Annotated in this window: 21 protein-coding genes; all 21 read right to left on the bottom strand. The window is 35.1% G+C overall.

Going from position 1 to position 25,710, the window contains the following annotated elements; all coding sequences use genetic code 11:
• Positions 1 to 31: 31 nt before the first annotated feature.
• A complete protein-coding gene (locus ACQRBN_RS02990; protein ID WP_427737466.1) occupies positions 32 to 1,213 on the bottom strand; it encodes a MerR family transcriptional regulator in 1,182 nt (393 codons plus the stop codon).
• A 27-nt stretch (positions 1,214 to 1,240) separates the two neighbouring features.
• On the bottom strand, positions 1,241 to 1,483 hold the full coding sequence (locus ACQRBN_RS02985; RefSeq protein ID WP_427737554.1) for a DUF2290 domain-containing protein: 243 nt from the start codon (positions 1,481 to 1,483) through the stop codon (positions 1,241 to 1,243).
• A 1-nt stretch (position 1,484) separates the two neighbouring features.
• The gene (gene tnpB, locus ACQRBN_RS02980; protein ID WP_427737465.1) at positions 1,485 to 1,841 is read right to left on the bottom strand and encodes an IS66 family insertion sequence element accessory protein TnpB; all 357 of its coding nucleotides are present in this window, start codon (positions 1,839 to 1,841) and stop codon (positions 1,485 to 1,487) included.
• Positions 1,834 to 2,220, bottom strand: coding sequence for an IS66 family insertion sequence element accessory protein TnpB (locus tag ACQRBN_RS02975; RefSeq protein WP_427737464.1), 387 nt, complete (start codon positions 2,218 to 2,220; stop codon positions 1,834 to 1,836). Before ACQRBN_RS02975 ends, tnpB begins: the two co-directional genes overlap by 8 nt.
• A 321-nt stretch (positions 2,221 to 2,541) precedes the next feature.
• Positions 2,542 to 3,426 carry an ATP-grasp fold amidoligase family protein gene (locus tag ACQRBN_RS02970; protein ID WP_427737463.1) on the bottom strand — a complete coding sequence of 295 codons (885 nt, stop codon included), beginning with the start codon at positions 3,424 to 3,426 and terminating at the stop codon, positions 2,542 to 2,544.
• A gap of 81 nt (positions 3,427 to 3,507) precedes the next feature.
• Positions 3,508 to 4,464: a N(5)-(carboxyethyl)ornithine synthase gene (locus tag ACQRBN_RS02965; RefSeq protein WP_427737462.1), complete on the bottom strand. Its 957-nt coding sequence runs from the start codon at positions 4,462 to 4,464 to the stop codon at positions 3,508 to 3,510.
• A 66-nt stretch (positions 4,465 to 4,530) separates the two neighbouring features.
• Positions 4,531 to 5,796, bottom strand: a complete 1,266-nt coding sequence (locus ACQRBN_RS02960) for a glycosyltransferase domain-containing protein (RefSeq protein WP_427737461.1) — start codon at positions 5,794 to 5,796, stop codon at positions 4,531 to 4,533.
• A gap of 48 nt (positions 5,797 to 5,844) precedes the next feature.
• Positions 5,845 to 6,906, bottom strand: a complete 1,062-nt coding sequence (locus ACQRBN_RS02955) for a GDP-mannose 4,6-dehydratase (RefSeq protein WP_427737460.1) — start codon at positions 6,904 to 6,906, stop codon at positions 5,845 to 5,847.
• A 4-nt stretch (positions 6,907 to 6,910) separates the two neighbouring features.
• On the bottom strand, positions 6,911 to 8,221 hold the full coding sequence (locus ACQRBN_RS02950; protein WP_427737459.1) for a UDP-glucose dehydrogenase family protein: 1,311 nt from the start codon (positions 8,219 to 8,221) through the stop codon (positions 6,911 to 6,913).
• A gap of 163 nt (positions 8,222 to 8,384) precedes the next feature.
• Positions 8,385 to 10,187 carry a glycosyltransferase family 2 protein gene (locus tag ACQRBN_RS02945; RefSeq protein WP_427737458.1) on the bottom strand — a complete coding sequence of 601 codons (1,803 nt, stop codon included), beginning with the start codon at positions 10,185 to 10,187 and terminating at the stop codon, positions 8,385 to 8,387.
• An 8-nt stretch (positions 10,188 to 10,195) separates the two neighbouring features.
• Positions 10,196 to 10,798, bottom strand: a complete 603-nt coding sequence (locus tag ACQRBN_RS02940) for a hypothetical protein (RefSeq protein WP_427737457.1) — start codon at positions 10,796 to 10,798, stop codon at positions 10,196 to 10,198.
• Positions 10,799 to 10,810: 12 nt separating this feature from the next.
• Complete coding sequence (locus tag ACQRBN_RS02935) at positions 10,811 to 11,545, bottom strand: ABC transporter ATP-binding protein (protein WP_427737456.1); 735 nt, start codon at positions 11,543 to 11,545, stop codon at positions 10,811 to 10,813.
• Positions 11,546 to 11,553: 8 nt separating this feature from the next.
• Positions 11,554 to 12,330, bottom strand: a complete 777-nt coding sequence (locus ACQRBN_RS02930) for an ABC transporter permease (RefSeq protein WP_427737454.1) — start codon at positions 12,328 to 12,330, stop codon at positions 11,554 to 11,556.
• 46 nt (positions 12,331 to 12,376) lie between these two features.
• Positions 12,377 to 15,397: a glycosyltransferase family 2 protein gene (locus ACQRBN_RS02925; protein ID WP_427737453.1), complete on the bottom strand. Its 3,021-nt coding sequence runs from the start codon at positions 15,395 to 15,397 to the stop codon at positions 12,377 to 12,379.
• 182 nt (positions 15,398 to 15,579) lie between these two features.
• A complete protein-coding gene (locus tag ACQRBN_RS02920; RefSeq protein ID WP_427737452.1) occupies positions 15,580 to 17,094 on the bottom strand; it encodes a DUF2142 domain-containing protein in 1,515 nt (504 codons plus the stop codon).
• Positions 17,095 to 17,440: 346 nt separating this feature from the next.
• Positions 17,441 to 19,594 carry a L,D-transpeptidase family protein gene (locus tag ACQRBN_RS02915; RefSeq protein WP_427737451.1) on the bottom strand — a complete coding sequence of 718 codons (2,154 nt, stop codon included), beginning with the start codon at positions 19,592 to 19,594 and terminating at the stop codon, positions 17,441 to 17,443.
• A 15-nt stretch (positions 19,595 to 19,609) separates the two neighbouring features.
• The gene (locus ACQRBN_RS02910) at positions 19,610 to 22,420 is read right to left on the bottom strand and encodes a GH25 family lysozyme (RefSeq protein WP_427737450.1); all 2,811 of its coding nucleotides are present in this window, start codon (positions 22,418 to 22,420) and stop codon (positions 19,610 to 19,612) included.
• Positions 22,420 to 22,791, bottom strand: a complete 372-nt coding sequence (locus tag ACQRBN_RS02905) for a DUF2304 domain-containing protein (protein ID WP_427737449.1) — start codon at positions 22,789 to 22,791, stop codon at positions 22,420 to 22,422. The genes ACQRBN_RS02910 and ACQRBN_RS02905 overlap by 1 nt, the downstream gene beginning before the upstream one ends.
• 9 nt (positions 22,792 to 22,800) lie before the next feature.
• Complete coding sequence (locus ACQRBN_RS02900; protein ID WP_427737447.1) at positions 22,801 to 23,490, bottom strand: glycosyltransferase family 2 protein; 690 nt, start codon at positions 23,488 to 23,490, stop codon at positions 22,801 to 22,803.
• An 8-nt stretch (positions 23,491 to 23,498) separates the two neighbouring features.
• A complete protein-coding gene (locus tag ACQRBN_RS02895) occupies positions 23,499 to 24,299 on the bottom strand; it encodes a glycosyltransferase family 2 protein (RefSeq protein WP_427737446.1) in 801 nt (266 codons plus the stop codon).
• A 60-nt stretch (positions 24,300 to 24,359) separates the two neighbouring features.
• Positions 24,360 to 25,628 (bottom strand): lipopolysaccharide biosynthesis protein, encoded by a 1,269-nt coding sequence (locus ACQRBN_RS02890; protein ID WP_427737445.1) that lies wholly within the window; start codon positions 25,626 to 25,628, stop codon positions 24,360 to 24,362.
• Between the last annotated feature and the right edge of the window lie 82 nt (positions 25,629 to 25,710).

Below are 25,710 nucleotides of genomic sequence, written 5' to 3'. Positions count from 1 at the left end.
CAAATTGATTAACAACATTGTACCATATCTTTTACAATTTGCAAATAAATACTCCCGCCTCTTTTGAGATACGAAATCCTTTGTCCGTCTTCTTCTTCACATAAGCCCGGAATTCTTTGTACCTTTCTGAGATATACTGACCCTGATTCCCGTGACAGGAAAGCACATATGATATCAATGGTTCCGGTTCCGGAACTGTCAGAGAATCTTCGTACAGTCTCCATTCATTATCAGCAAAATATTTCTTCAGAATACCGCCTCCGTTTTCCATTCCGAATCGTTCGTATAATTTATCTGCTGACAATACAATCCTGTCATCAAATCCTTGTACCAGTCTGCTGACTTCAATCATATGATTCTTACCATAGGTACTGCACACGAATCTTCCATAAGGCTTCAGAACCCGTCTTACTTCCTCACAGACTTTCCCAATATCTTCACAATAGAATAACACATGATTCGCAACCACAAGATCAAAACTTTGATCCAGATACGGTATCTGATGACAATCTAATGCTTTGAAAGAAAACCTTTCATCCTTCGTTCCAATGGTACGCCGGGCATCTCTCAGCATTCCTTCCGAGACATCCGAAAGAATCACCGTCACATTCTCCGGCAACTGTTTTATATTACTGCTCCAGAGTGTTCCATCTCCGCAGCCAATCTCCAATATCTTCATGACCGGACGAATCTCTAGTTGCTGATATATCCATGGAAACCATCCTTGCTGATTCTGTGAATATAGGCTATGAAGATTGATTCTAGAGGAGATATTGGATGCATTCTGGTATTGGTTCTTTAAACTCTTCTCCATACTGGTAAGATGAATCAGGTTCAACATATGCGTCCAATCTATGGTATGTTCTTTACGAATCGCATCTGAAGTATCCTGAATCGCCTGTTCTACCAACTGCATTTGCTCAATGCGGTCACGTACAAGTTTCAACTGGATATTCAGCGAATTCAGCATGAAATGATAATCTGAATCATCAATGGTCATCTCCCTGATATCATCTAAAGAAAATCCAAGATATTTTAATAATAATATCTGCTGAAGCCTTGCCAGGTCTTCATCCGTATAAAAACGAGCCCCCGCTTCGCTCACGAAGGAGGGCTTTAAGATGTCTTGCTTGTCATAATAACGAATCGTCCGTAAAGTAACCTGCGCCATGCGGGCAAATTCGCCGGAAGAATAATAGCCATTTTTTTTCATATTACTCTAATCTCCTATTTATACTTATCAGACTACAATATGACTTTTCACTCTATCGCGCTCTTCCAAATGTTCATCAAATCTCACAATATGTTTCATTGCAAAATCAAATTGTAATTGCGCACTCGGAACATAATAAAAATGTTCCATAATAAATTTCACAAAATTAACTGGAGATATCGGTTTGTCTACAGGTATCCTGCAGTTTTTATATTCACCATTTTTTATGCGATAAAACAGTGATACATTTTCTCTGTTTTGCACAAACATTTCAGTAGATTTTTTTAGGATCGACATCTTTGATCTTCGGATCCAGGGGATTTAAACCCATCATCAGATAGTGGTACTGCTCTTCTGTAAGTTCGGCAGCCTCCTGCGTGTTTCTTGGCCATGACAGTCTTCCGGCTTCGAATCTTTTATAAAGGAGCAGAAACCCCGTACCCATCCACAAAAGTCCTTTGCATCGGTCAGAGCGCTTTCCACAGAACAGGAAAAGAGTTCCTTTTTCAAAAGGATTCTGTCTGTACTTATCGCCTATGATCGTTGCCAGCCCATCAATACCTTTTCTGAGATCAACTGTTCCACAGGCAAGGACTACACGACGGATACCGGCAGCATCTTCAAGCATGGGACACCTCCCTTATAATCCGGCTCAGAAGAGAATCCGAAATATCATTTGTAATCTCAATCTTTAGTGCAGAAGTACGGATAACCGCAACCGGGCCGCCTGAAATCATCTGCTCGTTTTTCACCGGCGAAGCACAATAGGGAATTTCCACAAAAGAAAGTTCCGTATTTCCTGCGACTGCAGGGACGGCATCGCAGTTTTCCTTCATTTCTTCATAAGCCTTTTGCCTGAATTTCCGCTGCCAGTGATAATAGCTTTGTTCGCAGATTCCATTTTCATCCATCCAGCTCTTGGCTGACTGTCCAGCTGGACGCTGCCCACATGCCTTAATGACTCCCTTCCAGTATTCAGCACGGACTTCATGAGTGCATTGATCCATAGTCTTTAGTTCCTCCTTGAAAAAATCTATTGTTTTTTTCAAGTATGGACTAAAAATGAATTTAGTGAAAGGCGAGCGTTTTGACGTTTACAATCTCAGTATAACAATAAGCCTCCAAAATAACAAGAAAAGCGTAAAATTGTCCCTGAAAACTTAACGACATAATTTGACAATTCACACCTTTTCTCATGAAAACACATCATATGCTTTGGATATTCTACATATCCGGCAGATAATGCATGACCTTCATTGCTACATCTCGCTTTACTTCAACAGAATATTTCTTAAATAATAAGTTCTTATCCCAATTAAAGAAAAAACTTAATATTTTTTCAACGTAATTTTATCTCCCCATAATCTATCTGTGCTCTTTAATAATTTTGAATCTAATCCAGCCTGTGGAAAAAAGGTCAACTCACCAAAATAAATCTTATTATTTGCACAATACAAATCAACTCGTACACAAGGGAAATCTTGGGCTAATGTCTCTGCTATTTCAAACATTTCATCCATATATTCAGGCTTTTTCATTGTGTATCCCTCCGGCTCATTGAGACCAGTATAATTATACCTTTTAAAATTCCATTCTTTATCAAAAAAGTGAAATTTCGTATTTCCCTCTTCTCTTCCCGTACAAACCATTACATTATCCGCAACACCATTAAAACATAAGAATTTATAATCATCAAACGTATTCTTTTCAAAATCACTCATGTATTTTTCAATCAATATTTTAGGCTTAACACTTTTATATGGCCACTCTCTCCAACGATAAAAATAATTTTCCTTCATATGCTCATTAATTTTACTCCTCGCACTTTGTATATCAAAATCCTTTTTATTTTTACACAAAATATAACTTCCACTGTCATGATTACATTTTATAACAAATTGATTGGGCAACTCATCAAAATTAATTTCATCAAAACAATTATAAATACCTATTAACGGAATCAAATACTCTTCTCCTAATACTTCTTTTATATGGTTTCTGACTTCAATTTTATCAACTAATTTTATCATTATTGGATTTTTATAATATAATTTTAACCACTGAAGTTTTTCATTAAATGTTTTTGGATTCTTTAGATCGAGTTTTTGTCCCATATGGTATTCATAATAAATAGGAATTATCATACGACTCGGTAATAATTTCTCTATGTTTAGTTTTTTTATAATTTTCATCTTTTTATCAGCCAAATTCATTTTCTAATATCCCTCATATAATTAATATTAATTTTTCTTAATCACAACTCATCTTACTAATAGTCCTAAAATTCGCGATTCTTATCTTCGTTGAAACATATTGATTTCTGAGTCAATAACATCTCCTTTACTAACTATCATAGCATCTTTCAATACTTTTCCTGGTTCGTCAACTACTAATTCTTCTAAATACGGATAAATAATTTCTGAATTATTCAAAGAAAATGTCTTATAATACAATGTTGGCGTATGATCTACTACATAATGCAATATATCATCCACTAAATAAGTTGGACTCTCTATAGTAGTCGGTATACTAGTTTCAATTCCACCATTTTTATCACAACTGACGTCAATAATCATAGATCCCCTTTTCATCTTCTTCAAATCATCTTTATATATAATATGATCCGTACGCATAACATCCCACAAAACACAATTAACTATAACATCATAATTTACAATTTCTTTTCTCAAAAGTTTCTCCGTTTTTCTATCATACTGTATTACATCTGCCCCTAGCATATTTAGTATCTTTATTACTCCTCTTGCAGTATTTCCACGTCCTAAAACAGCAACTTTGGTTTCATATGGCATTTTTGCATAACATTGAAAAGCATGTAGCACAGCTGCTTCTCCAGCCAATTCATTATTTCTCCAAAACACATGCCTTCCTTCAAAATACATCCGTTCCCAAGCATAAGCAGTTAATTTATTCTTAATTAATATATCTGTAATTTCTTTGTTCTGAGTTGCATGTACCCACCCAAAAATAGTCTGTCTTTCTGTTAATTTTTCTAGATAATCTGCATCACCGACCTTTGGATCACATATTATATCTTTATTCAAACACTCTTCATGAGAACAAATATTACAACCACATTCTATATATTTTTCGTCTTCTATACCAAGAACCCTCCCGTACCCTCTCTCAAAATACAAATTTGCAGGATTCTTCATATATACAATATGTTCCGGCACAATTGCTCGTCTATTCTCATTTTCCTTGTGACTGATTGGGAATGCTATCGTTTTCATTTTTTCCTCCATCCATAATAACACCTGTAGAAATTCATTTAGATCGGTGGCGCATCTGACTATCTATTAATGTATCATCTTTAAAATCAATTTCCTGATAATCTTCGTTATTAAATCTTGATGTTCACATAAGGGTCTTAATTTATCAAATAGAGGGGTTTCACTCAAATCAACATAAGACACTAATTCTCTTTCCAATTCATTACAATGCTCACTAAGTAAAGAACACTTTTGATTTAAAACACGAATTGCATTTTCCGAAGTTCGTTTATCATAATAATATTTATCTACAAGAGCATCTATGACCTTCTGTCCTTCCATCTCACCTGATTGCATCATATCAAAAGTACATTTTACCTCTTGTCCCATAGAAAAATCCCCTTTAATTTCTATAACCACATCATTATAATCAAATACCTGGCAATTATAAATCGGTATGCCTGACCGTACAATTACCACGGCATCGGATACATTTATAGTAAAATTGTTCATCTTTTTCCCATAATGCCTTCCCATATTAATAACCATCTTATTACATGTAATCGGAATCACCATGCACAACTCACATTTCTTTCCGTTTTCCCTCAATTCATAATCCTCATAAACCCCTGAATATAAATCCTTGTATTCTCCAAACATAATTCTACTTATCTTAGATTCTTCCGTCTGACGATGCGCTTTCCAAAAAAACCAAGGATTTTCAAAAACATTTAAATCAATCCATTGTACCTCTAATCCAGTCTTTTTTATACTATAAGGAAAAGATAACTGATCTCGTTTTGCATATTTTTTCAACAATTCAAACCACAATTGCATCGTCCGATTTACCAACTCGTTATTATGTCTTCGGATTAGCACAGTACATTCCGCAAGCCCAAAATGTTCCGGAAACTTTTCTCTCTTCATAAAATCAAGCCATGGAATAACTCTTTCTCTATTCTCTTTCCGACCTATAACACATGCAACCGCCTCTTCATACATACAGTCTCGAACACTGTGTTTAAAGCACGCCATATTACGCTTATTCATATGACAATATTGTTCTAAAAAATCTTTTATACTGTTTCGAACTTGAATTGCACCATCAATCCAAATACTAATATCATAATTTTCTCTAATAAACGAATGACCTATAATCTTAATTTCACGTGATAACATCATGTTCCCCAAATCATCATGATCTTCAATAGGAATTATCTTCCAATCATCTGATTTTAAATGCATATTATTCGTAAAACAAATATAATCGATTCCCTCCTCACAATATATTGGCTGTAAATCATCATAATTTCCTGTAATACATGTGTATACACATATTCTATCTTTGTACATTTTGCTCTCCCATTCGCTTTAAAATTAATACATAATTCACTGCAGTCGCTACACAAAATAATACTCTCTATACCATTTTGCGAATTTTCTCAATCCATCTTTCAGACCAGTATCTGGCTTAAAACCAAAATCTTTCTCTAACTCGGTTGTATCAGCATATGTTACCTCAACATCACCCGGCTGCATCCCCACCAATTCTTTATGGGACTCAAAATCATATTCATTTGATAAAACGCCCGCCAACTTTAATTCTTCTTGTAAGACTTCCACAAAGTCCAACAAATTCTCAGGATGATTATTTCCAATATTATACACTTTGTATCTCACCCCATCGCTATCGAGATAAGGCGAGACTTCCATTACTTTTATTATCCCCTCAACAATATCATCAATATAAGTAAAATCCCTCTTACATCTTCCATAATTAAAAATTTTTATCTTTTCACCACGAACAAGTTTATTTGTAAAGTTAAAATATGCCATATCTGGTCTTCCTCCTGGTCCATAGACCGTAAAAAATCTCAAACCAGTAGAAGGAATATCATATAGTTTCGAATAGGAATATGCCAACAATTCATTTGATTTCTTCGTTGCAGCGTATAAGGAAACCGGTGTGTCTGTTTTATCTTCAACAGAATATGGGACTTTTTTATTATTACCATATACCGAAGAAGAACTAGCATATACTAAATGTCTAACCCCTTCACAGTCATTATCTTTGCTGTGACGGCATGCTTCCAGAATATTATAAAATCCAACCAGATTAGATTGAATATATACATCAGGATGCTCTATACTATATCGAACTCCTGCTTGTGCCGCTAAATTTACTACTATATCAGGATGATACAATTCAAAAATCCCTTTTACACATTCTTGTTCTGCAATGTTTCCTTCAACAAACACAAACTTCCCAAGAACATTTTGAATCTGATCTAAGCGAAACTTTTTTAAAGATACATCATAATAATCGTTCAAACTATCAATTCCGATAACTCGTATATCCTCCACTAATTCTAATAAACGCTTCGCAAGATTTGCTCCTATAAATCCTGCCACACCAGTAATAAGCACTGTTTTGCGAGACAAATCAATATTTTTAGTTAACATTTGCTTACCTCCCTATGCTATAGTACTCAACTCCAGCATTTTCCATCTTTTCTAAATCGTAAAGATTCCTGCCATCATACACTAGCGGCGTATGCATTAATCGATAAAACATTTTAGGTTTAATATCTCTTATTTCCTTCCATTCTGTAAATATAAAACAAATGTTAGCTTTTTGTAGTGCTTTCTCTATATTATCAACATATCTAATAGTACCATGAAGCACTTCTCCTTCTGGAAAATGCTTTTTAAAATTCTCAATACCTACAGGATCAAACGCCACAACATTTGCTCCCGCTTCTAATAAAAGCTTTATATTATCCAAAGATGGAGCCTCTCTCAGATCATCAGTTCCCGGCTTAAATGTCAAACCCAATACAGTCACGTTTAAGCCCTCAAATGTAATCATTCGTTCCGAGGCTTTCCGAAATAGTTTAGTTTTTTGTTTACTATTAACTTCTATTGCCGCTTCAACTGTTTTTAATTGATAACCTTTCTGGATTGCAAGATTATTTAATGCCTTTGTATCTTTAGGAAAGCAAGACCCCCCATATCCGATTCCGGCATTTAAAAATGTTCCACCTATTCTTTGGTCATAAGACATTCCTTTTGCCACATCCTCAATATCGGCTCCTACTAATTCACACAAATTTGCTATATCATTCATATAAGAAATCTTCAATGCCAAAAAATCATTTGATGCATATTTTACCATCTCAGCCGATCTTCGACTCACAGACACAATAGGAAGATTAAAATTTTTATACACCTCTAACAACTTATCTTCTGCCCATTTAGATTCTGTCCCTATAACAATTCTGGACGCTTGCAAAGTATCTCTCACAGCAGTTCCTTGCGCTAAAAACTCTGGATTTGATGCAATCTCTACTCGCACATCATGAATCAGAAAATCCTTAATAAACTGTTCTACTTTATCATTTGTTCCTATAGGAACCGTTGACTTCACGACAACTAGACAATCCCTCTCTATAGATTCTGCAATTTGTCTAGATACTACCGCTATATATGATAAATCTGCAGACCCATCCAATCGTTCCGGAGTACCTACTCCAATAAAAATAACCTCCGCATCTCTATATGCCTCTTTATAATTCGTCGTATAATGTAATCTACCAGATGCATTATTCTTTTTCATTAAATTTTCCAAATCATTTTCATATATTGGCGAAATTCCTCGCTGCATTAATTTTACTTTTTCTTCATCTGTATCAACACACGTAACATCATGTCCCTTTTCCGCAAAGCAAACACCTGCTACAAGTCCAACATAACCCGTTCCTGCTACTACTATCCTCATTTCTTTATCATGATATACGAGATATATCACTTACCCCCATTTTTAGTATAAATTATAAAAAGTATATATTTAATATTATAAAAGCATGGTACATATTAAAAAGGAAAGCATTTTAATATGTACCATTAAATAATTACTTTTTCCAACTATATTCCTTTAAATTTCATTGTATTTTCAGCGAAAAATCATGCTTCTCCAATGTCAAATTGATATTATAATATGGATCTCCGTCCTCTAATTCCTTTTTCCACTTCTTTGCGAAATAATTTACTTCCTCATTAAAACGTTCAACTTTTTCTTTTGTATTCTCTAGCCCTCTTGATTTAGACTCATAATGATAAAGTTCAGCATATGGTGTATAGACTATTAATTTGTTCCTTTTCCTTATTTGCATACACAAATCAATATCGTTAAATGCAACCTTTAATTTTTCATCAAATCCGCCTACATAATCAAACAACTCTTTCGCCATCATCATACATGCTGCTGTGACAGCACTATAATCTTGCGCACATATGATACGAGAAAAATATCCATTTGCATTGTGCAATGCCTCTCTAAATGCATGACCGGCAATACCACCAAGACCTAATATAACTCCTGCATGCTGGACTGTGCCATCCGGATAGTACAATCTTGCACCAACCGCGCCTACATCTTCTCTGCATGCATAAGAGACCATCTCTCGTATACAATCTCTATTAATAATTTCAGTATCATTATTAAGGAAGAGAAGATATTCCCCCTTTGCGTGTTTAGCGCCATAATTATTTAAAGCCGAAAAATTAAATTCATTTCCAGCATCCCATGTCACTATTCGAATTTCTTTATACTGTTCTGTAAGTTCTTTATAATAATCATGGGTTGCATCCTCAATACTTCCATTTTCAATAATTATAATTTCAATATTAGAATAATCTGAATTTTTATATATTGATTGAATGCAACGCTCTAAATCTTCTTTATGATCTTTATTGGGAATTAATATTGAAATAAGTGGTTCACTTTCTAACTCATACTCTATTCTATATAACCCAAGATATTTTCCCATACTTACAGCACCTTTTTCCCCACATCGTTCCAAATGTGCTTCAATTGCACGTCGTCCTGCTTCAAAAGCATATAACTTACTTTCTGGATTCTCCGCAGTTGAATCTTTATGTGCTCTCCAATGATATAAAATCTTAGGTATATGCCTTATATTACCACTGTGCTCTATACAACGCAGTATAAAGTCATAATCCTGAGCCCCATTATATTCTTCTCTAAATACTCCAACCCTTTCTTGTATTTCTTTCTTTACAACAAACAAATGACAAATATAATTCATACTTCTTAGCAAATCTAAATTGAAATCAGATTTAAAATGAGGCTGAAAATAACTTTTTCCGTCCATACTCACTTTATCTTCATCCGTATACAAAATATCAACCACTGCCCCTTGATTTATAACCTTCACACATTCATAAAGCGCACTAATCTCTAATAAATCATCGTGATCAACAAATACAATATACTCTCCTGTAGCTATTTCCAATGCTCGGTTTGTATTTTCGGAAATAGAAAGCGGAAATTCTGACGAAACAAGTTTTATCCTATCATCTTGTTTCATACATTTCTCAATATAAGTATGCTCCATACTTCCACTACCACTGCCGTCAGACAAACATAATTCCCATTTTCCATACGTTTGTTGTTGTATTGAATCTATTAATTCTTTTAAATATACTTGCGGCGTGCAATACAGTGGAACTAGTATACTAATTAATGGCATTTTATTAAACTGCTCATTTCTTTGCCTGTCAATTTCTTTTTTTCCAAGCCGATGCTTTTTTCTCCAACGATTATAAGTCATCTCTTCCATGTGAAATACCTTAGCAAAGATGTGTCGAATAAATCTTATCATTCCATTTTCACGATAGTATTTTATTATTCGGTATATTTTTTTTACTGCTTTTCGTTTCATCGCGACTCCTAAGAAAACAATTTATATAAAATACGGAAAAATACCACAAAATAAATGATAAATCCTAAAGTCATAATAAATGTCTCGATATCAAATTTATGAGTTATCGTTCTAAAAATCAAAGTCCCCGTAATTTCCTCTCCGTTAACTTTCAAACTCCCCGCTTGCTTTCCTATAGGATCATAGTACACCCCTATACTTTCACCTTCATTTAGTCCTGAAGCACTAAATGAAACAGTATATATTTTTTCCTTACAATTCTTTATTCGCTCATCAAATTTCACTTTATTTATTCTTCCACTTTTTATATCGCTAATTGGTACTTCTCCTTTTATTACTTCCTGTCCCTCAGCATCTTCCAGCAAGTAAGTCAACTTCCCACCTGCTGATGTGCTGTTCACCACGACTTTCGCTGCTAATCCATCTAAATTTGCTTCCTGACATTTGAAAGTCTGCGAAATCAACGAATCCCCTTCTACATTTGCAGCTACATATGCACTGTTATCCGTCTCTGTATCATATATGTTATGCGCTTTATCAATATAGGCATATACAACGCAAAAAACAATTGCGATTATGCCTGTTATGATATATTTTATCCATTTCCTCACAATACTAACTCCTTATGATTTTCTATATTCGTCTCCTATTTCCTTTGCATTTCCAAAACACTTCATATGACCATGCTCTAGCCAGACAACTTTATTGCAAATTTTTTGCACCTGATCTATACTATGCGACACAAAAAGAATAGTAGTTCCCTTATCTTTCATATTGCGAATACGTTTTTCACATTTTTCCTGGAACTGAAAATCTCCAACTGACAACACTTCATCTACAATTAAGATATCCGGTATCCCTATTGTCGCTATTGCAAATGCTAATCTTGACACCATACCTGATGAAAAATTTTTTACAGGCACATCCATAAAATTCCCCAATTCAGAAAAGTCTACAATATCTTTATAATAGCCTTCCATTTCACTACGAGTATATCCTAGAAGCGCCCCATTTAAGAATACGTTTTCCCGCGCTGTAAGATCCATATCAAAACCTGCTCCCAATTCAATTAATGGTGCTATAGTTCCAGATACTTTTACGCTTCCTTTTGTTGGCTTTAAAACACCGGCAATTGTTTTTAACATAGTACTTTTTCCACTACCATTCAATCCTATCAAACCAACAGAATCGCCTTTTCTCACCTCAAATGAAACATCTTTAAGTGCCCAAAACTCTTCTATAGACACCTGCCCCTTAATGCTTTTAATAACATACTCTTTAAAACTATCAAATTTTTCTGAAGACAAGTTAAACTTCATCGAAACATGGTCTACTTTAATAATAATTGGTTCTTCCATATTCGCTCCTATAAATTAAGAATAAAAGTATCTTGGTTACGATAAAAAACATAAAGACCAAAAAACAATGCTACAATCGCTTCTAATATTCCAAAAAACAAACTTTGCACATCAAATATCCTATTATTCATCATAACGTCTCTAAACATGGTCAAATAATTCGTTAAAGGATTTGCTTTCACTATAATTGTCAACCAATTTGGTAAAATGGACATCGGATAAATAACTGGTGTTAAATACATCAATGCCGTAACAAATACTGAATATAAATGCATAACATCTCTAAATTTAACAGTTATTGCTGCAAGAAACAAACCTATCCCAAACGAAAAAACAACTAGTAATACAATAGGAACAAATACCAAAAATATCGTATAATGTAATTCTACCCTAGTCGCCAACATAACGAGTATCAACGTAGAAAAGGATGCCAATAGGTTAATTACGCTAGAGCATATTCTTGACATAACAAATAAATATTTAGGAATATAGACCTTTTTTATTAAACTGGCGCTCCCCAAAATCGATGACATTGAAGTATTTGTAGCATCTGAATAGAAATTAAAAATCACTTGTCCACTTAATAAATAAATCGAAAAGTTTTCCACATCAAACTTAAACAGATTTGAGTAAACAACAGACAAAACAATCATCATCATTAGCGGATTGAGTAAGGTCCATAATACTCCTAACACTGAACGTCGATATTTGATTTTAACATCTCTTGCGACCAATTCATTAAGCAATGGTCTAAACCTAAGGAAATTTTGAATATAAGTTGACACAACAGACCTCCCTTATTACTTAAAATCGCCTATTTCTATGCGATTTTTATTCACTTTTGTTTTCCAACATAATTTCTTCCTTTAAATCTTTAATAAAGCCATAAGGATTAGTCATATATACATACTCATGATTCACTTCTTTATGAGTTACAACCGTATGGTATTCACTACATATTTTTTTCAATTCAACTGCAATCTGCACTGGATCCATATTATCAACGGATGTAATATTTTCACTAAAATATGACATGTCTTTATTTCCATAACTATTGGTAATGATGCGAACATCAAAAACGGCCATCTCTAAAGGCGGATAACTAGGATGCGGAGACACCATCAAGGATATTCCAGCATAACTTTCTTGTAGCACTTTGGCATATTCATCAATTGTCAATTTTCCAACCGACTCCAAATATAATCCTTCACCAAGTTTAACAGGATCATGTTGTTCTCCCGCCGAAAGAATAGTCCAACTCTCAGCTCCTGGTTGAATAGCAATCCATTTACGCAGAGACTCTACAATGATTTCAAATGCATTCCGATCGACACTCGGTCTTCCATAAACTAAAATCTGTTTTCGCTTATATACAGTCTCATCTAAAGCTTGTACTTTTTCTTTTAAAACAGAATTAAGTAATGGTTCAAAATAATGTACTGACTCAAACTTATACCCCTTCCCCAAGATATAATCTTTTAATTCATGAGAATTAAAAATTGCAATCTGCGGATATTCATAACGATAAGTCGCCTCCGCCAACACATATTTAGGAGACCAGGCATAAAATCCCGGTTCATAATCCTGTATCAAATACAGAAATGGTCTCAAATTTAATTTCCCGCTTTCTTTCCATTTTCTATATTCTGTCTGTATTATATATGCTGACCACCAAGCAGTGAACATAAACTGATCATTTTCCGAAACTAGTAATGTATTTCTCTTTCTATCCACCATAGAAACAATTTGATGTCTAGCATCACTTCGTTCATCGGATTCTACAATCTTATACTTTTTACCATACTTATCTTTAGTTTTTTGATCCATTTCAGCATCAATCAATACAATTCTTGTTGCACATCCTAATGCTTCACCTATAGCCTCGAAGCAATTTAAAGCCGTCGCAATTCCACCAAACACATATTCTTCATTCAACGCAGGTAACATTAAGTTAAGACGATACTCCCCCTTATTTTCTTTTCTAAAATGTAATTCTCGAATATCTGCAAGATTAACTGGCTTTGTTTTTACCTTCACACTATCATTCTTTTTCGTTGCAACTTGTGGAATACAACTTTCAACACTTAAATTCCTATTATAATACGGATCACCGCCACGACGATATCCAGAGTACATGATGTCAGACAGTTCAAAATCTACTGGTGGAATATATGAATCTCTGCTTTTAGACTCATAATGATATAGTTTTACTTGCGGTACATATACATTCCTATATCCTTCATCTATTGCTCTTAAACAAATCTCCACATCACTTCCACAAATAATAAATCTCTCATCAAATCCACCAATCTTCTCTATTGTCTTTCTAGAAATTGCCATACAAGCTCCTGTACAAGCTGTAACGTTTCTAGTAACCATAGGCGATATAAAAGGAGTTTTTGTATGCACAGGCTGCATTTCCTTGTAGACGTGGTCTGCCCAGCCCCCCATTCCAATTACAACACCTGCGTGCTGGATAGTCCCGTCTTCATATAAAAGCAATCCCCCCACAACACCAGTATCCGGCTGTATAGCATGTTCTACTAGCCTCTGTAGCCACGTAGGTTCTATTACTTTTACATCATTATTTAAAAATACAAATACATCTCCCTTCGCTAAACGAATACCATGATTATTTAATTTAGACCAATTAAACCCATACTTTGCTTCCACAACGATTACATTATCATAAGTTTTTTGTATTTCTGCAAAATATTCTTTTGACTCTTCTTTTTCAGAATTATTATCTAAAACAATAATCTCATAATTGTCATAAACTGTTTTAGAAAAAATACTAGTAAGCGCAACATGTAAGTCATCTACATGATCCTTTGTCGGAATAATAATCGACACAAACGGTTTTTCAGCCACATTGTATCTGATGTCATATATAAGTGCTTTATCTGTATCCTCAACTATAGTAGCATTTTCTCCTAACATTCGGTCAAGATGTAACTGAACCGCTCTTTTTCCTTCAGCATGGGCTGCCTTTTTCCTATCTTCTTTCACTAAAGCACTATTCCTGAATACTCTTTTTAAATATAAAACACGTGCTACATGCTGGATATTATTTGTATATTCAGTAATACGCAAAAACAATTCATATTCATATACATTCTCAAATTCTGCGCAAAATCCACCGCTTTCCCTAAATAATTCTGTTTTCACTCCAGCCAAATGATCTAAATACATTTGTGACAACAAAAGATCTGGTGACCAGTCAGGTTTATAAACAGGGAACGATTTATTTTCCACCTCGTCTACGATTTTCATATCACTATAGATAATATCTGCTTTTGTCTTTGCAATATTTTTACCAAATTCTCGTAACGCCTTTGGATGTAGTTCGTCACCAGCATCCACAAAAAGCAAATAATCACCAGTTGCCATATCGGCAGCCATATTCAGGGACTCTGCCATACTCCTAGGCATATCCATATACTTTATTTTTATTCTATTACTATTCAAATTCTCTAAATATACCCGTAAATCTGATTCTGATGTTATACTATTTATAATGCATAATTCCCAAGTCCCATATGTCTGATTCTCAATTGACTGAATTGTGCTCTTTAACAACTTTATATCAGCATTATAGATTGACATAATAATAGAGAATTTAACATCAAGCAAAACCTCTACATCTTCACTCTCGTCACTTTTCCTCTGCTTTTCCCACTCGTTTCGCGCAAGTTCTCCTGCTCGTGCTTTTAATCCTTTAGTACCATAAAGAACCGTAGCCTTCCCCAATCTAAGAACATCCATCGGTTGATTACAGCAATGTTTCAGAAACATCTTCCCTTTATCAGCACGAGACATATTTTCATTGTTTTTCTCTTTATTTTTCCCCATAATTCATCACCTTACCTATTCTTACAAAATCAAGAACAATTTTCTGTATATTTACCATTACAATTTATGAGTTCTCCGCCCAGTATAGCATTCCAACTATTAAATATCAAGGAAAGTTCTTTATAAGTTTCTCGAGTTATGTCAAAACTAATCAAAGAAATCACTTGCCAAAACATATTCTCTTAATAATATCTAGCAGCAGTTACTATAAGCATCGCTCCTACCATAATCGATATAACCGTCATATCTCCCATATGTTTTTCTTGCTTCTCTCCTTTATTATCAATGGAGTTGCACACTAATGGCATAAGTGCCAACGCCGGAATCAAATATCTCCCTTGCATTCCCATAACCCCAGTTTCTCCGACCGGAGTCCAAGTTATATACAATGCCAAGCATGATGCAACATAAATCCCCCCCATCATAAGTACTACCAAAAACTTATCTAGTTTCCTTATATAAATTCCTTCTTCTTGAAAACATATTTTTCCATACATAAACAACATAATAACCGTCAATATCGGATAACTATATTCAAACCATCCAAAATAATTTAATTCTCCAACATATGTTATTAACTGGTTGATAATACTCGCTCCAAAATCATGTGCCCAAGAAAGAATATTATTTAAAATATATTGTATTTGAGCTTGCGAATTCACATTTATAGATTCCAAATATATCTGATGCTCCTTAGCCGACGGGAATCCCATTGCATAACTATAATACACCCCACCCACAAAAATTGCTCCTATAATTACTAAACCTTTTACTAAAATCTCTCTTTTTCTAGTTGTGAATTTTTCCATAGGAATAAGTAAGATCAAACCAACAAGAAAAATATCTGTGACTTTGGCCATTGTCAATAGTATCCCGATGCCCCAAAAAACTATAAATTGCTTATTAGTTATTTTAATATCTTTTTTACAGTACAAATTCAAAAAATAACCAATCAAAAGAAACGACAAGCCATTAATAGTTGCATCTGGACTATACGATGCCGCTTGCTGAATAGACATCGGAAGAGTCGCAACAAAAAAAAGCGAAAATTTCAACTTTGGAGCCAGTTTTATAGAAAAAGCAACCAAAAAACTATACCAAAGCAAATTGAAAAATCTTCCTAACCATAATAACCAAATCACATCTAATCTTAGCACTTTAGCAATAATAATACCAAATGCCTGCGGAAAATAAAGATATGATATATTCGATGCTGCCACATGATTAACTTCTTGTGAATCATAGTCTATCTTTTTTCCTTTTAAATCAGAAAATATATATGACTTTTTTAAATTATTTTTCATATCTTCAACTGATTGGATTGCTTCATACTCTTGCCTATCAGAATCCATAATTATCTGTCCTTGTGAAACAATCTCTGCTCTACTAAAATGTGCAACTTCATCTGGAATATTAAGGATAGGCTGAATAAAAAGTGATAATCCTCCTACAAACAAAATAAACACAAATGCAAATTTATGAAATTCAACCAAATCTAAAGAGTATATTAATAACAGGATTATCAATACACAAATGACCACTATGGTGATAATACTTTCCGCTTTACTTTTTTGTAAATCTATCTCAAAGAAAAAAACACTCCCTAATATAATTAAAACTGAAATAATACAAATAACACTATTATATTTTCTATTACCTTTCTGTATTGTTCTTGACACTTCTTTTATTTTACCCATAATCATATTCCTTCTAACAAAATGTATCTCCTCAAGATAATAACCTTAAAATATCTCCTCGTATTCCACTCTCCATTGTTAAACACTTGTAATATTATAACATCTATATAATTATTCAACAATATAATATTCATAGATCAATTTTACGAGGATTCTAATATCTCCCTGGCGCTTCAAATATTCATTAACTATTTAATTTTTATTATTCCACCTGATTTTTCTTGCACAAATATCTTTATATACACTTTAATTCCAATATAAAACATTTATTAATTAAATACAACCCCAACTTTGTACTAATATAGTTGGAGTTGTATTCAAAATATCTTCTTTACAATTTTATTTTTTAGTGATAAACCACTACTGTCGTCCCAGACGGAATATTATCATATATCCACTTCGCATTTCCTATTTGCAAACGCACACATCCATGCGACAACGCCATTCCTACTCTCCCATCTCGCAAAGTTCCATTTTTATTATATAAAACCGAATGGAACAAATAATTTCCGTAAAACTGCGTCCACCAAAAACATCTGGATGCCCCTGAGTCAAAATAATATCCTCTGCTTCCAACTCTAAATGTTCCCTCTACAGTAGGTGTTCCAACTGCTCCATCTGCACAATCCCACGTTACAATATTATTCCAATTTCCTCTCCATCCCTGGAATATGCCAACCTTATGCGTGCTCCTGTTAACTAATATGAGATATGACGTAGAACTTGTATAAAGATTCGCCCGCATAGCCATAGCCGACACAGTAGATGGTGGTGCCTTTTTAAAACTATTACTTGTACTACCTGGCGCCGAAGTATTTTTAGGAACCACTTTTATCTGCACGGCCTCCAAATTATATGCATATCCAGAACTTCCAGCAGACTCTCCATTTTTCGCCCAACCTAACCAACCAAAATTCGACACATGAGCCCTATAATAAATATCGCAGTATTTTTCCATTTCTCCGGTCAGTTTAATTTGAATTGCCTCTGCTCTCTTTCCCTGTCCCACAGCACCTGCAATACTACCATCTTTACACCAATCCTGCCAGCCTATATCAGACACATGTAATTTGTAGGAAATACCTCCCGAATAAATTTGAGCATTCTCACTTTTCTTAATCGACATTGCTATAGCTTCAATACTCTTATTTTGGCCTGTCGTCCCTGCTATTTCTCCTGTTACTTTTGCATTCTGCCAGCCTATATCAGACACATGAGCCTGATACTCTATTTCAGCTATATTCTCTCTTGACAAACAACTTACTCCTGTAGTTTCCGGTGCTTCTGAACTATCCTTCTCGTACAATTTGACCTGTATCGCTTCAATTGGTGTCGCATATCCTACACTGCCAGAAATCTCCCCATTTTTTGTCCAATTCAACCAACCAAAACCTGACACATGAGTCCGATAATAAACATCATACTTCTCTTCCAGTCCATCCGCCACTCTAACACAGATAGCCTCCATAGACCTATTTTGTCCGGTAGTTCCTGCTAATGTACCATTCGTCACTTCATTCTGCCAACCAATTCCCGATACATGTGCCTTATACACAATCGTTCCACCCATATGTTCGCCCAAACGAAGCGTAATGCCTTCTATTCCCAAAGCACGTCCCGTTGTTCCTGCAGTTTTCCCATCAACTACTTTTGATTGCCAGCCGACATTTTTCACATGCGCCTGATAAATAACATCTCCCATATTATTTGCGGTCAGATAGGTTTTTCCTGAAACAATCGGTTTTTCCTCACTATTCTTCTCATATAATCTTATTTCAATTGCCTGCATTGCATATGCAAACCCGACACTTCCGGCCACTTCTCCATTTTTCGCCCAATCAAACCAACCATATGTGTCTGAATGAACACGATAATAAATATCATATTGATCGGCGATCTCACCTGTCAATCTTATTTTTATCGCCTCTATCGCTTTCGCTTTTCCAACTGTTCCTGCCAATTCCCCATTGCTCACAGCATTCTGCCAACCGATATCCTGTACATGTGTTTCATACTCCACGCTACCTTGAATTCCATCCAATTGTTTTAATTCAATCCTCAGACCTTCCATAGCCAACGCTTTTCCTACAGTTCCAGCCATCGTTCCATCTTCGACTGCATTCTGCCAGCCAATATTCTGCACATGTGCCTCATACTGTATTACTGGAACTATTTTTGGCTCTTCCGAAATCTCATCTATACTATTTCCCTGAACTTCTTGTTCTTCTTCAGTTGAGAACTCACGTTTTTCTTCCTTTGCACTAGGATTTTCTGCCGTGCCCTCATTTACTTCAACCTTATTACTATTACTCTCATTTTCTATAGCATCATTATTTTGTTCAGAGTCTTCTTCTATTACAGCATCATTATTCTGCATTTCTTCAACTTCAGTAGTTTTCTCCGCCACATCTTCTGCAAAAACTGTACCTGTTGATACCATTAGCAAACTCATCATCAAAATAACTGCTACTACCTTCTTCGCCAACAACTTTTTTTTCACTATTTTCACCCCATTCTACTTCTTTTTAAAAGCATTATTAGTACCGCCCGGTGCTGCTTCGCCTTTTCTCACTATTTTAATCTGCAAAGCCTCCGCTTTCTTTCCACAACCTTCACTCCCCGCATTTGCTCCATTCTTTGCCCAGCCAAGCCAGCCAAAATCACTGGAATGCACACGATAATAAATATCATACTGTTCTGCCATTTCTCCAGTCAGACGAATAGCAATTGCTTCTACTTGCTTATTCTTTCCGGTTGTCCCTGCTATGTTTCCATTCTTTACATAACTTTGCCAACCAATATCTTGCACATGGGTCTTATACTCAATATTCCCATCATATTCTTGACTCAATAATTGAATTTTTATCGCTTCTATCTGCTTATTCTTTCCAGTAGTTCCTGACACCTCTCCCATTTTCACATAAGCTTGCCAACCTATATCCTGAACATGTGCGCTATATTGTATACTTAAACCCGTTGCCTTCTTTTTAAATGCCCCCTCTGTACTTCCCGGAGCCGCGCCATCTTTTTCTACTAATTGAATCCGAATAGCCTCTACCTGTTTCCCATATCCCTCACTTCCTGCATTCGCTCCATTCTTCGCCCAACCAAGCCAGCCAAAATCACTAGAATGTACACAATAATAAATATCATATTTACTTGCCATCTCTCCCGTCAAACGAATAGAAATTGCTTCTACTTGCTTATTTTTCCCTTCTGTACCCGCAACATTTCCATTAGATACATATGATTGCCAGCCTATATCCTCCACATGGGTTCTATATTCTATTTTCCCTTCATACTCTTGACCAACAATTTTTACTCTCAACGCTTCAATCTGCTTATTTTGTCCTGTAGTTCCGGCAATTTTTCCGTTCTCCACATAAGATTGCCAGCCTATATCTTGTACATGTGTACTATACTGTACACTAAGCGCTTTCTTCAAAAATGCATTATCTCCCGTTTCGGGTGTATATCCTAATGAAACAGGTACAATCATAATCTGAATAGCTTCAATTGAATTACCATATCCCTGACTACCAGCCGGAAGCCCATCCTTTGTCCAACCCAACCAGCCTTGATTAGATATATATGTACGATAGAATAAATTATACTGATTCTTGTTATCTCCCGTTAATTCCAACTTGACTGCTTCTACCGACTTTGCCTTACCTACAGTGCCAGAAAGTTCACCCTTTTCCACATAATCTTGCCAACCCGTTCCACTTACACAACTAGTATAACGAATTCCAATATTTTCTGCAGTCATATTTACAGTATAAGCTTCAACTTCTAATGCTTTTCCTATGCTACCCGAAACTTCTCCATTACCCACTGCGCTTTGCCACCCCAACTCACTTACGTGCGTTTTAACAGTCATTCCTAAATCATCTTTATACCTAAAAGGCATTTCTGTTGTACCAGGCGCATCTCCATCTATCGGTAATAAGACCACTTGATATGCTTCTATTGCATAGCCATATCCCAATGTTCCTGCCAATTCATCATTTTTCGCCCAATCAAGCCAACCAATATTGGATACATACATCCGATAATAAACTTTATATTGGGAAACAGCATTTCCAGTCAATCTAATTCTCACTGCTTCTATTGCTTTACTCTGACCAGTTGTTCCTGACTCCATTCCATCAGCAACATAATCCTGCCAGCCCACTCCACTTACATATGATCGATATTCGATCCCTAAACCTTCTATGCCCTGAACGCCCACCTTGAACGCTTCCATTTGCTTTCCCATCCCAGCGGTGCCAATCACAGTTCCATTGGAAACCTCATCCATCCATCCTATATCCTGTAGATGCGCTGAATATCGCAAAGAATTTTTCATCTCTGAAGGCACATCGACTGTTATTGAGCCACCATGATCATTCGGATTTCCAATCAAATAGTCCAAATCTACAGGTCCTGAAATTCCATCCACACTTCCTATTGCCGAATACTGCCACAATGCATATTCTCCTGTATAGTTACAAGCACTACTCCATTGCGCAACCCATCTATACCACTGGGAAAATCTAGTGTCTGTCAAATAATTATTCCACCAGTCCAGATTCGCATATACCCCTACTGCATATCCTGCATTCTTTATCGTACTACAAAATGTCTGCGCAATCGCATTCAAATCACTTCCTATCGTACTGTTATCCTCCATATCAAAATAAACAGGATAAGAAAGATTATGCCCACTTATTAGTCTCAATACGTGCTGCGCTTCACTTAATGCCCTATCTGTATTCGTAGCATATGAATAAATATATACGCCATATGGAATTCCCAGCCTCTCACATTCTGATACATTTCTTAACCACTTCTTATCATCTTGATCCGACCGATTTGTCCCATAACCACATCGTATAATCGCAAATTCTATCCCTGATGCTTTCACTTTTTCCCAATTAATATCTCCATTATGTTCACTGACATCAATTCCTTTTTTAGTAATATTTCCTTGCTTCACTCGCGATGCTGCACGACTTCTTCCAATAGAATAACTCTCAATTAATTCTCCATCCTTATAACGCCAACTATTCGCCCTATCTCCTTCTTCCGGATCATCAACACTCACCTTTTCTTCAGTTTCATTATTCTCATCCGTTTTGGTTTCAATTTCTTCTACATCATTTTTTTCCTCAACATCTGATTCTTCTACATCAACAGTCTGATTCTCTTCTTCCTCCACTACTTCCTGTTCACTTTCAGTATTAGCAGCACCGTCTTCCACTGGCGCTGCTAATATATTCAAATTAATGCTTCCAACTAACATTGCAACCAATAAAATTATTGCCAACAATCTTTTTCTTCTCATTATTTTTCTTCCTCCATTTTTTCTTCCTCCATTTTTTCTCTCTGCTTTTTTTCAAACAGAGCCAATTCCTGGGACAATTCCTTGATTCGAATCGACATTCTTGACACAGCAAGTGTTAATCCAAAAATAATAATCAACGCGAAACAAAATCCCAAGAAGAATAGCATATTAATCGGAAGTTCAATTCCCATGAGAATCGCCAGCCACTGCATAAGCCCTGGAAACAAGTCTAACACAAGAACTCCAAAACCAACTCCAAGCCAAGCCAATGCATATCTTAATTCTAATGCTTTTTTTCTAATCATATTAACAACAATAATTAATGCAATAATTATAACTAATGCAATAATTATCTGAATTCGTAATCTCATATTCTACCTCTACTTTCTGATGCGTTCAATTAAAATTGCTAATGTTACTTTTATCATATAATATATGGATTTTTTTGGTGATATCGAAGATACTCCGCCTTCTCTTGCCCTCATAATAACCGGTATTTCGCGAACCTTTTTCTTTTTCCTTAAAATCGACACAACACTTTCCGGTTCTGGATAATCTTTCGGATAATCATAAGCAAAAATTTTCATAATATCTCGATTAACCATCCGCAGTCCTGATGTTGGATCTGTAATTCTAGTTCCCGTCATCAATTGAATTAAAACTGTAAAATACTTAATTCCAATGCGTCTCGCTCCAGAAGATTGAAATCCTTCTTTATTAATAAACCTAGAACCTATGACCATATCCGTCTTATGCTCCATCATATAGTTCACCATGACGTTCAAAAATCGTGGATCATGCTGTCCATCTCCATCAACCTGAACAGCCACATCATATCCCTCTTCATAACCATAACGATATCCTGTCTGCACAGCACCGCCAATTCCGAGATTAATCGGAAGATTCACAATATTATAGTGATTTCTTTCACAAATACTTCTTGTAGAATCAGTTGAACAATCATTAATTATCACATAATCAAAATCTGGAGCATCCTTTTTTATTGCATCTACAGTCTTTTCTATGTTTTCGCTTTCATTATATGCTGGTATTATAATTAACTTCTTCATTTTTTCTCCTAGTTTATCTTGTTTGATTTTTCACTTTTAGAATAAAACTTCACTATAATTCTAGCTATCCATTTTGGCCAAAATTTGCAAAACATCTCATAATCTTCCTTGCTTCTCGCATTATCGCCAATAATTATAGATGTCTCCGATTCCTCATGTATCCGATGTCCCATCTGTATACTCGAATCATATATAAAGTCTCCTTTTAATTTTGATATGCGTTCCCATGCTTCCCAATCTTCGTCTGAACGGAAATGCACAGAAAAAACTGGATTGGGCAAATTGTTAACCGCAAATGTAACTGATGGACAACAGATTCCATTTCCTAAAGACAAACTACGTCTCCTTACAAATCTACTTTTCTGGAATAATTTAACCTTCAATGGAAACAATAACATTCTCTTTATTCTTAACAACTGATTGCTATTTATTCTCTTTCCGTCTCTTATTTCACAATAGTCAGAAAAATAAATTAATGGCTTTTTACTTTTTTCTAAGCACCGAACTGCTCTTAACGCATAATCCCGCAAATAAATGTCGTCTTGATGTGCAATTGTTACATAATCTGTCTTGCATTGTTGATATCCAAAATTCCAATCCTGTACTATTCCACTTTCACCCTCATTAATCTTTAATGGTATATGATATCTATCTGCCATAGAACTAATATATCCATTCGGAGTTGAAGTTACTATTATAATATTAGTCGTTAGGCTTTGCTGCTTTAACGATTTAATACACTCCTCTAAAAAAGGACTTTCTTTATATGCACATATCACAAATGTATGTTTCTTTCCTAAATTGCTCATAATATAATTCCTTTACTTTTTCTTTATCTACCACAGTATAACATTCTACAACTTTTCATGTCAATCTAAGCACCCATTTCTCTTCCTCTCTCTAATAAGGAAAACAAAAATCATAATCGCTAATACCAAAAACAATACTCCCGCCGATACCGTATATGCATATCCCGCTCCTAATAGTTCAAATATCTCAACCAGTGGTTTGGATATAAAAAATGCAGTAATACTTGCAATTACAAATCCAATCAGAAGATATATCTGTCTACGCATTACCGTCAGCACCACTTGTTCAATAACAGCAAACGCAAAAAAAGCACCACCTATTAACAAAACAATTAATACATTCCTATATTGAATTAACTGAACCCCAAAAACAATCGACAACACCTGACATCCTATTGCTCCACCTAGAACTACTATAAAAGTAGCCATCACTACTGCTCCTAAAAAAATCAAGCCACACAATTTCAGAAAATTTCGGTATTCTTTATGCAGCCATGATTTTGACAATTTAACTAGCAAAGGCTGAAGTGCAAATCCCACAAACAAATTCGTAACGAAACACGGCATAAATAAATATGTATAATATGCCTGGTCATTTAAAGACAAATATGTGTCAATCGCATACTTGGGCGCATTCCCCATATATATTAATAGAAAAGCACTAACACACAAAGGGAAGCACTCCACAAGTAAGGAAAATATCTTTTTCCAATCAAATCGAGGCTTCTCCAAAACAATTACGTCTTTCGTAGATGTAACCACCCCCCACAAAACCAGCGAAGAAATTACAATGGCTCCTAAACATCCAATAATCAAATTATGAGATAGCAGCAAACTAGCGCAAAAAGCAATTACATAAGCCACAATGCGCAAACTCATTACCTTCCCACTAATATCAAGCCTTCCTTGTTTTTGATAATGTCCTCCGTATACATCATCAAAAGCATCCGTAACTTTTAATAAACACAACAATATCGTTATCACCGCTTTTTCAACAAAATATCCTTCTATTTTTACAAAAGCAAAAACAGATAACATCATTATAAAATTTGTCACAATTCTTGATGCCAAATAGATACGCATAGAATATTTGTTCTTTATATCTGTAGCCTGATAATTTCTCATTCCGTAATTGCCAATAGTCAGCATCATTTGCGAAGTGGAGAAACCTAATGAAAAAACACCCGCATCTGATACCCCATTAACTAAAGTCACAACCCACAACAACAACATTGATACTATAGAATTTAGTCCACTAGACATCATATTCCAAAAAACACTTTGCTTTTCAATATCTTTTTTATCTATTTTCCATAATCTGTTTATCATAATCTAATACTCCACCACTATTTTTGTACATTGCTTCATTATAACACTTATATAATTCCTCAGCAACACTGCAAATAAAGAT

This window comes from Bariatricus sp. SGI.154 (genome assembly GCF_050313795.1).
Classification (GTDB): domain Bacteria; phylum Bacillota; class Clostridia; order Lachnospirales; family Lachnospiraceae; genus CAMBRQ01.
The sequence above is the reverse complement of the archived record's forward strand: the minus strand, read 5'-3'. Positions and strand labels throughout refer to the sequence as shown.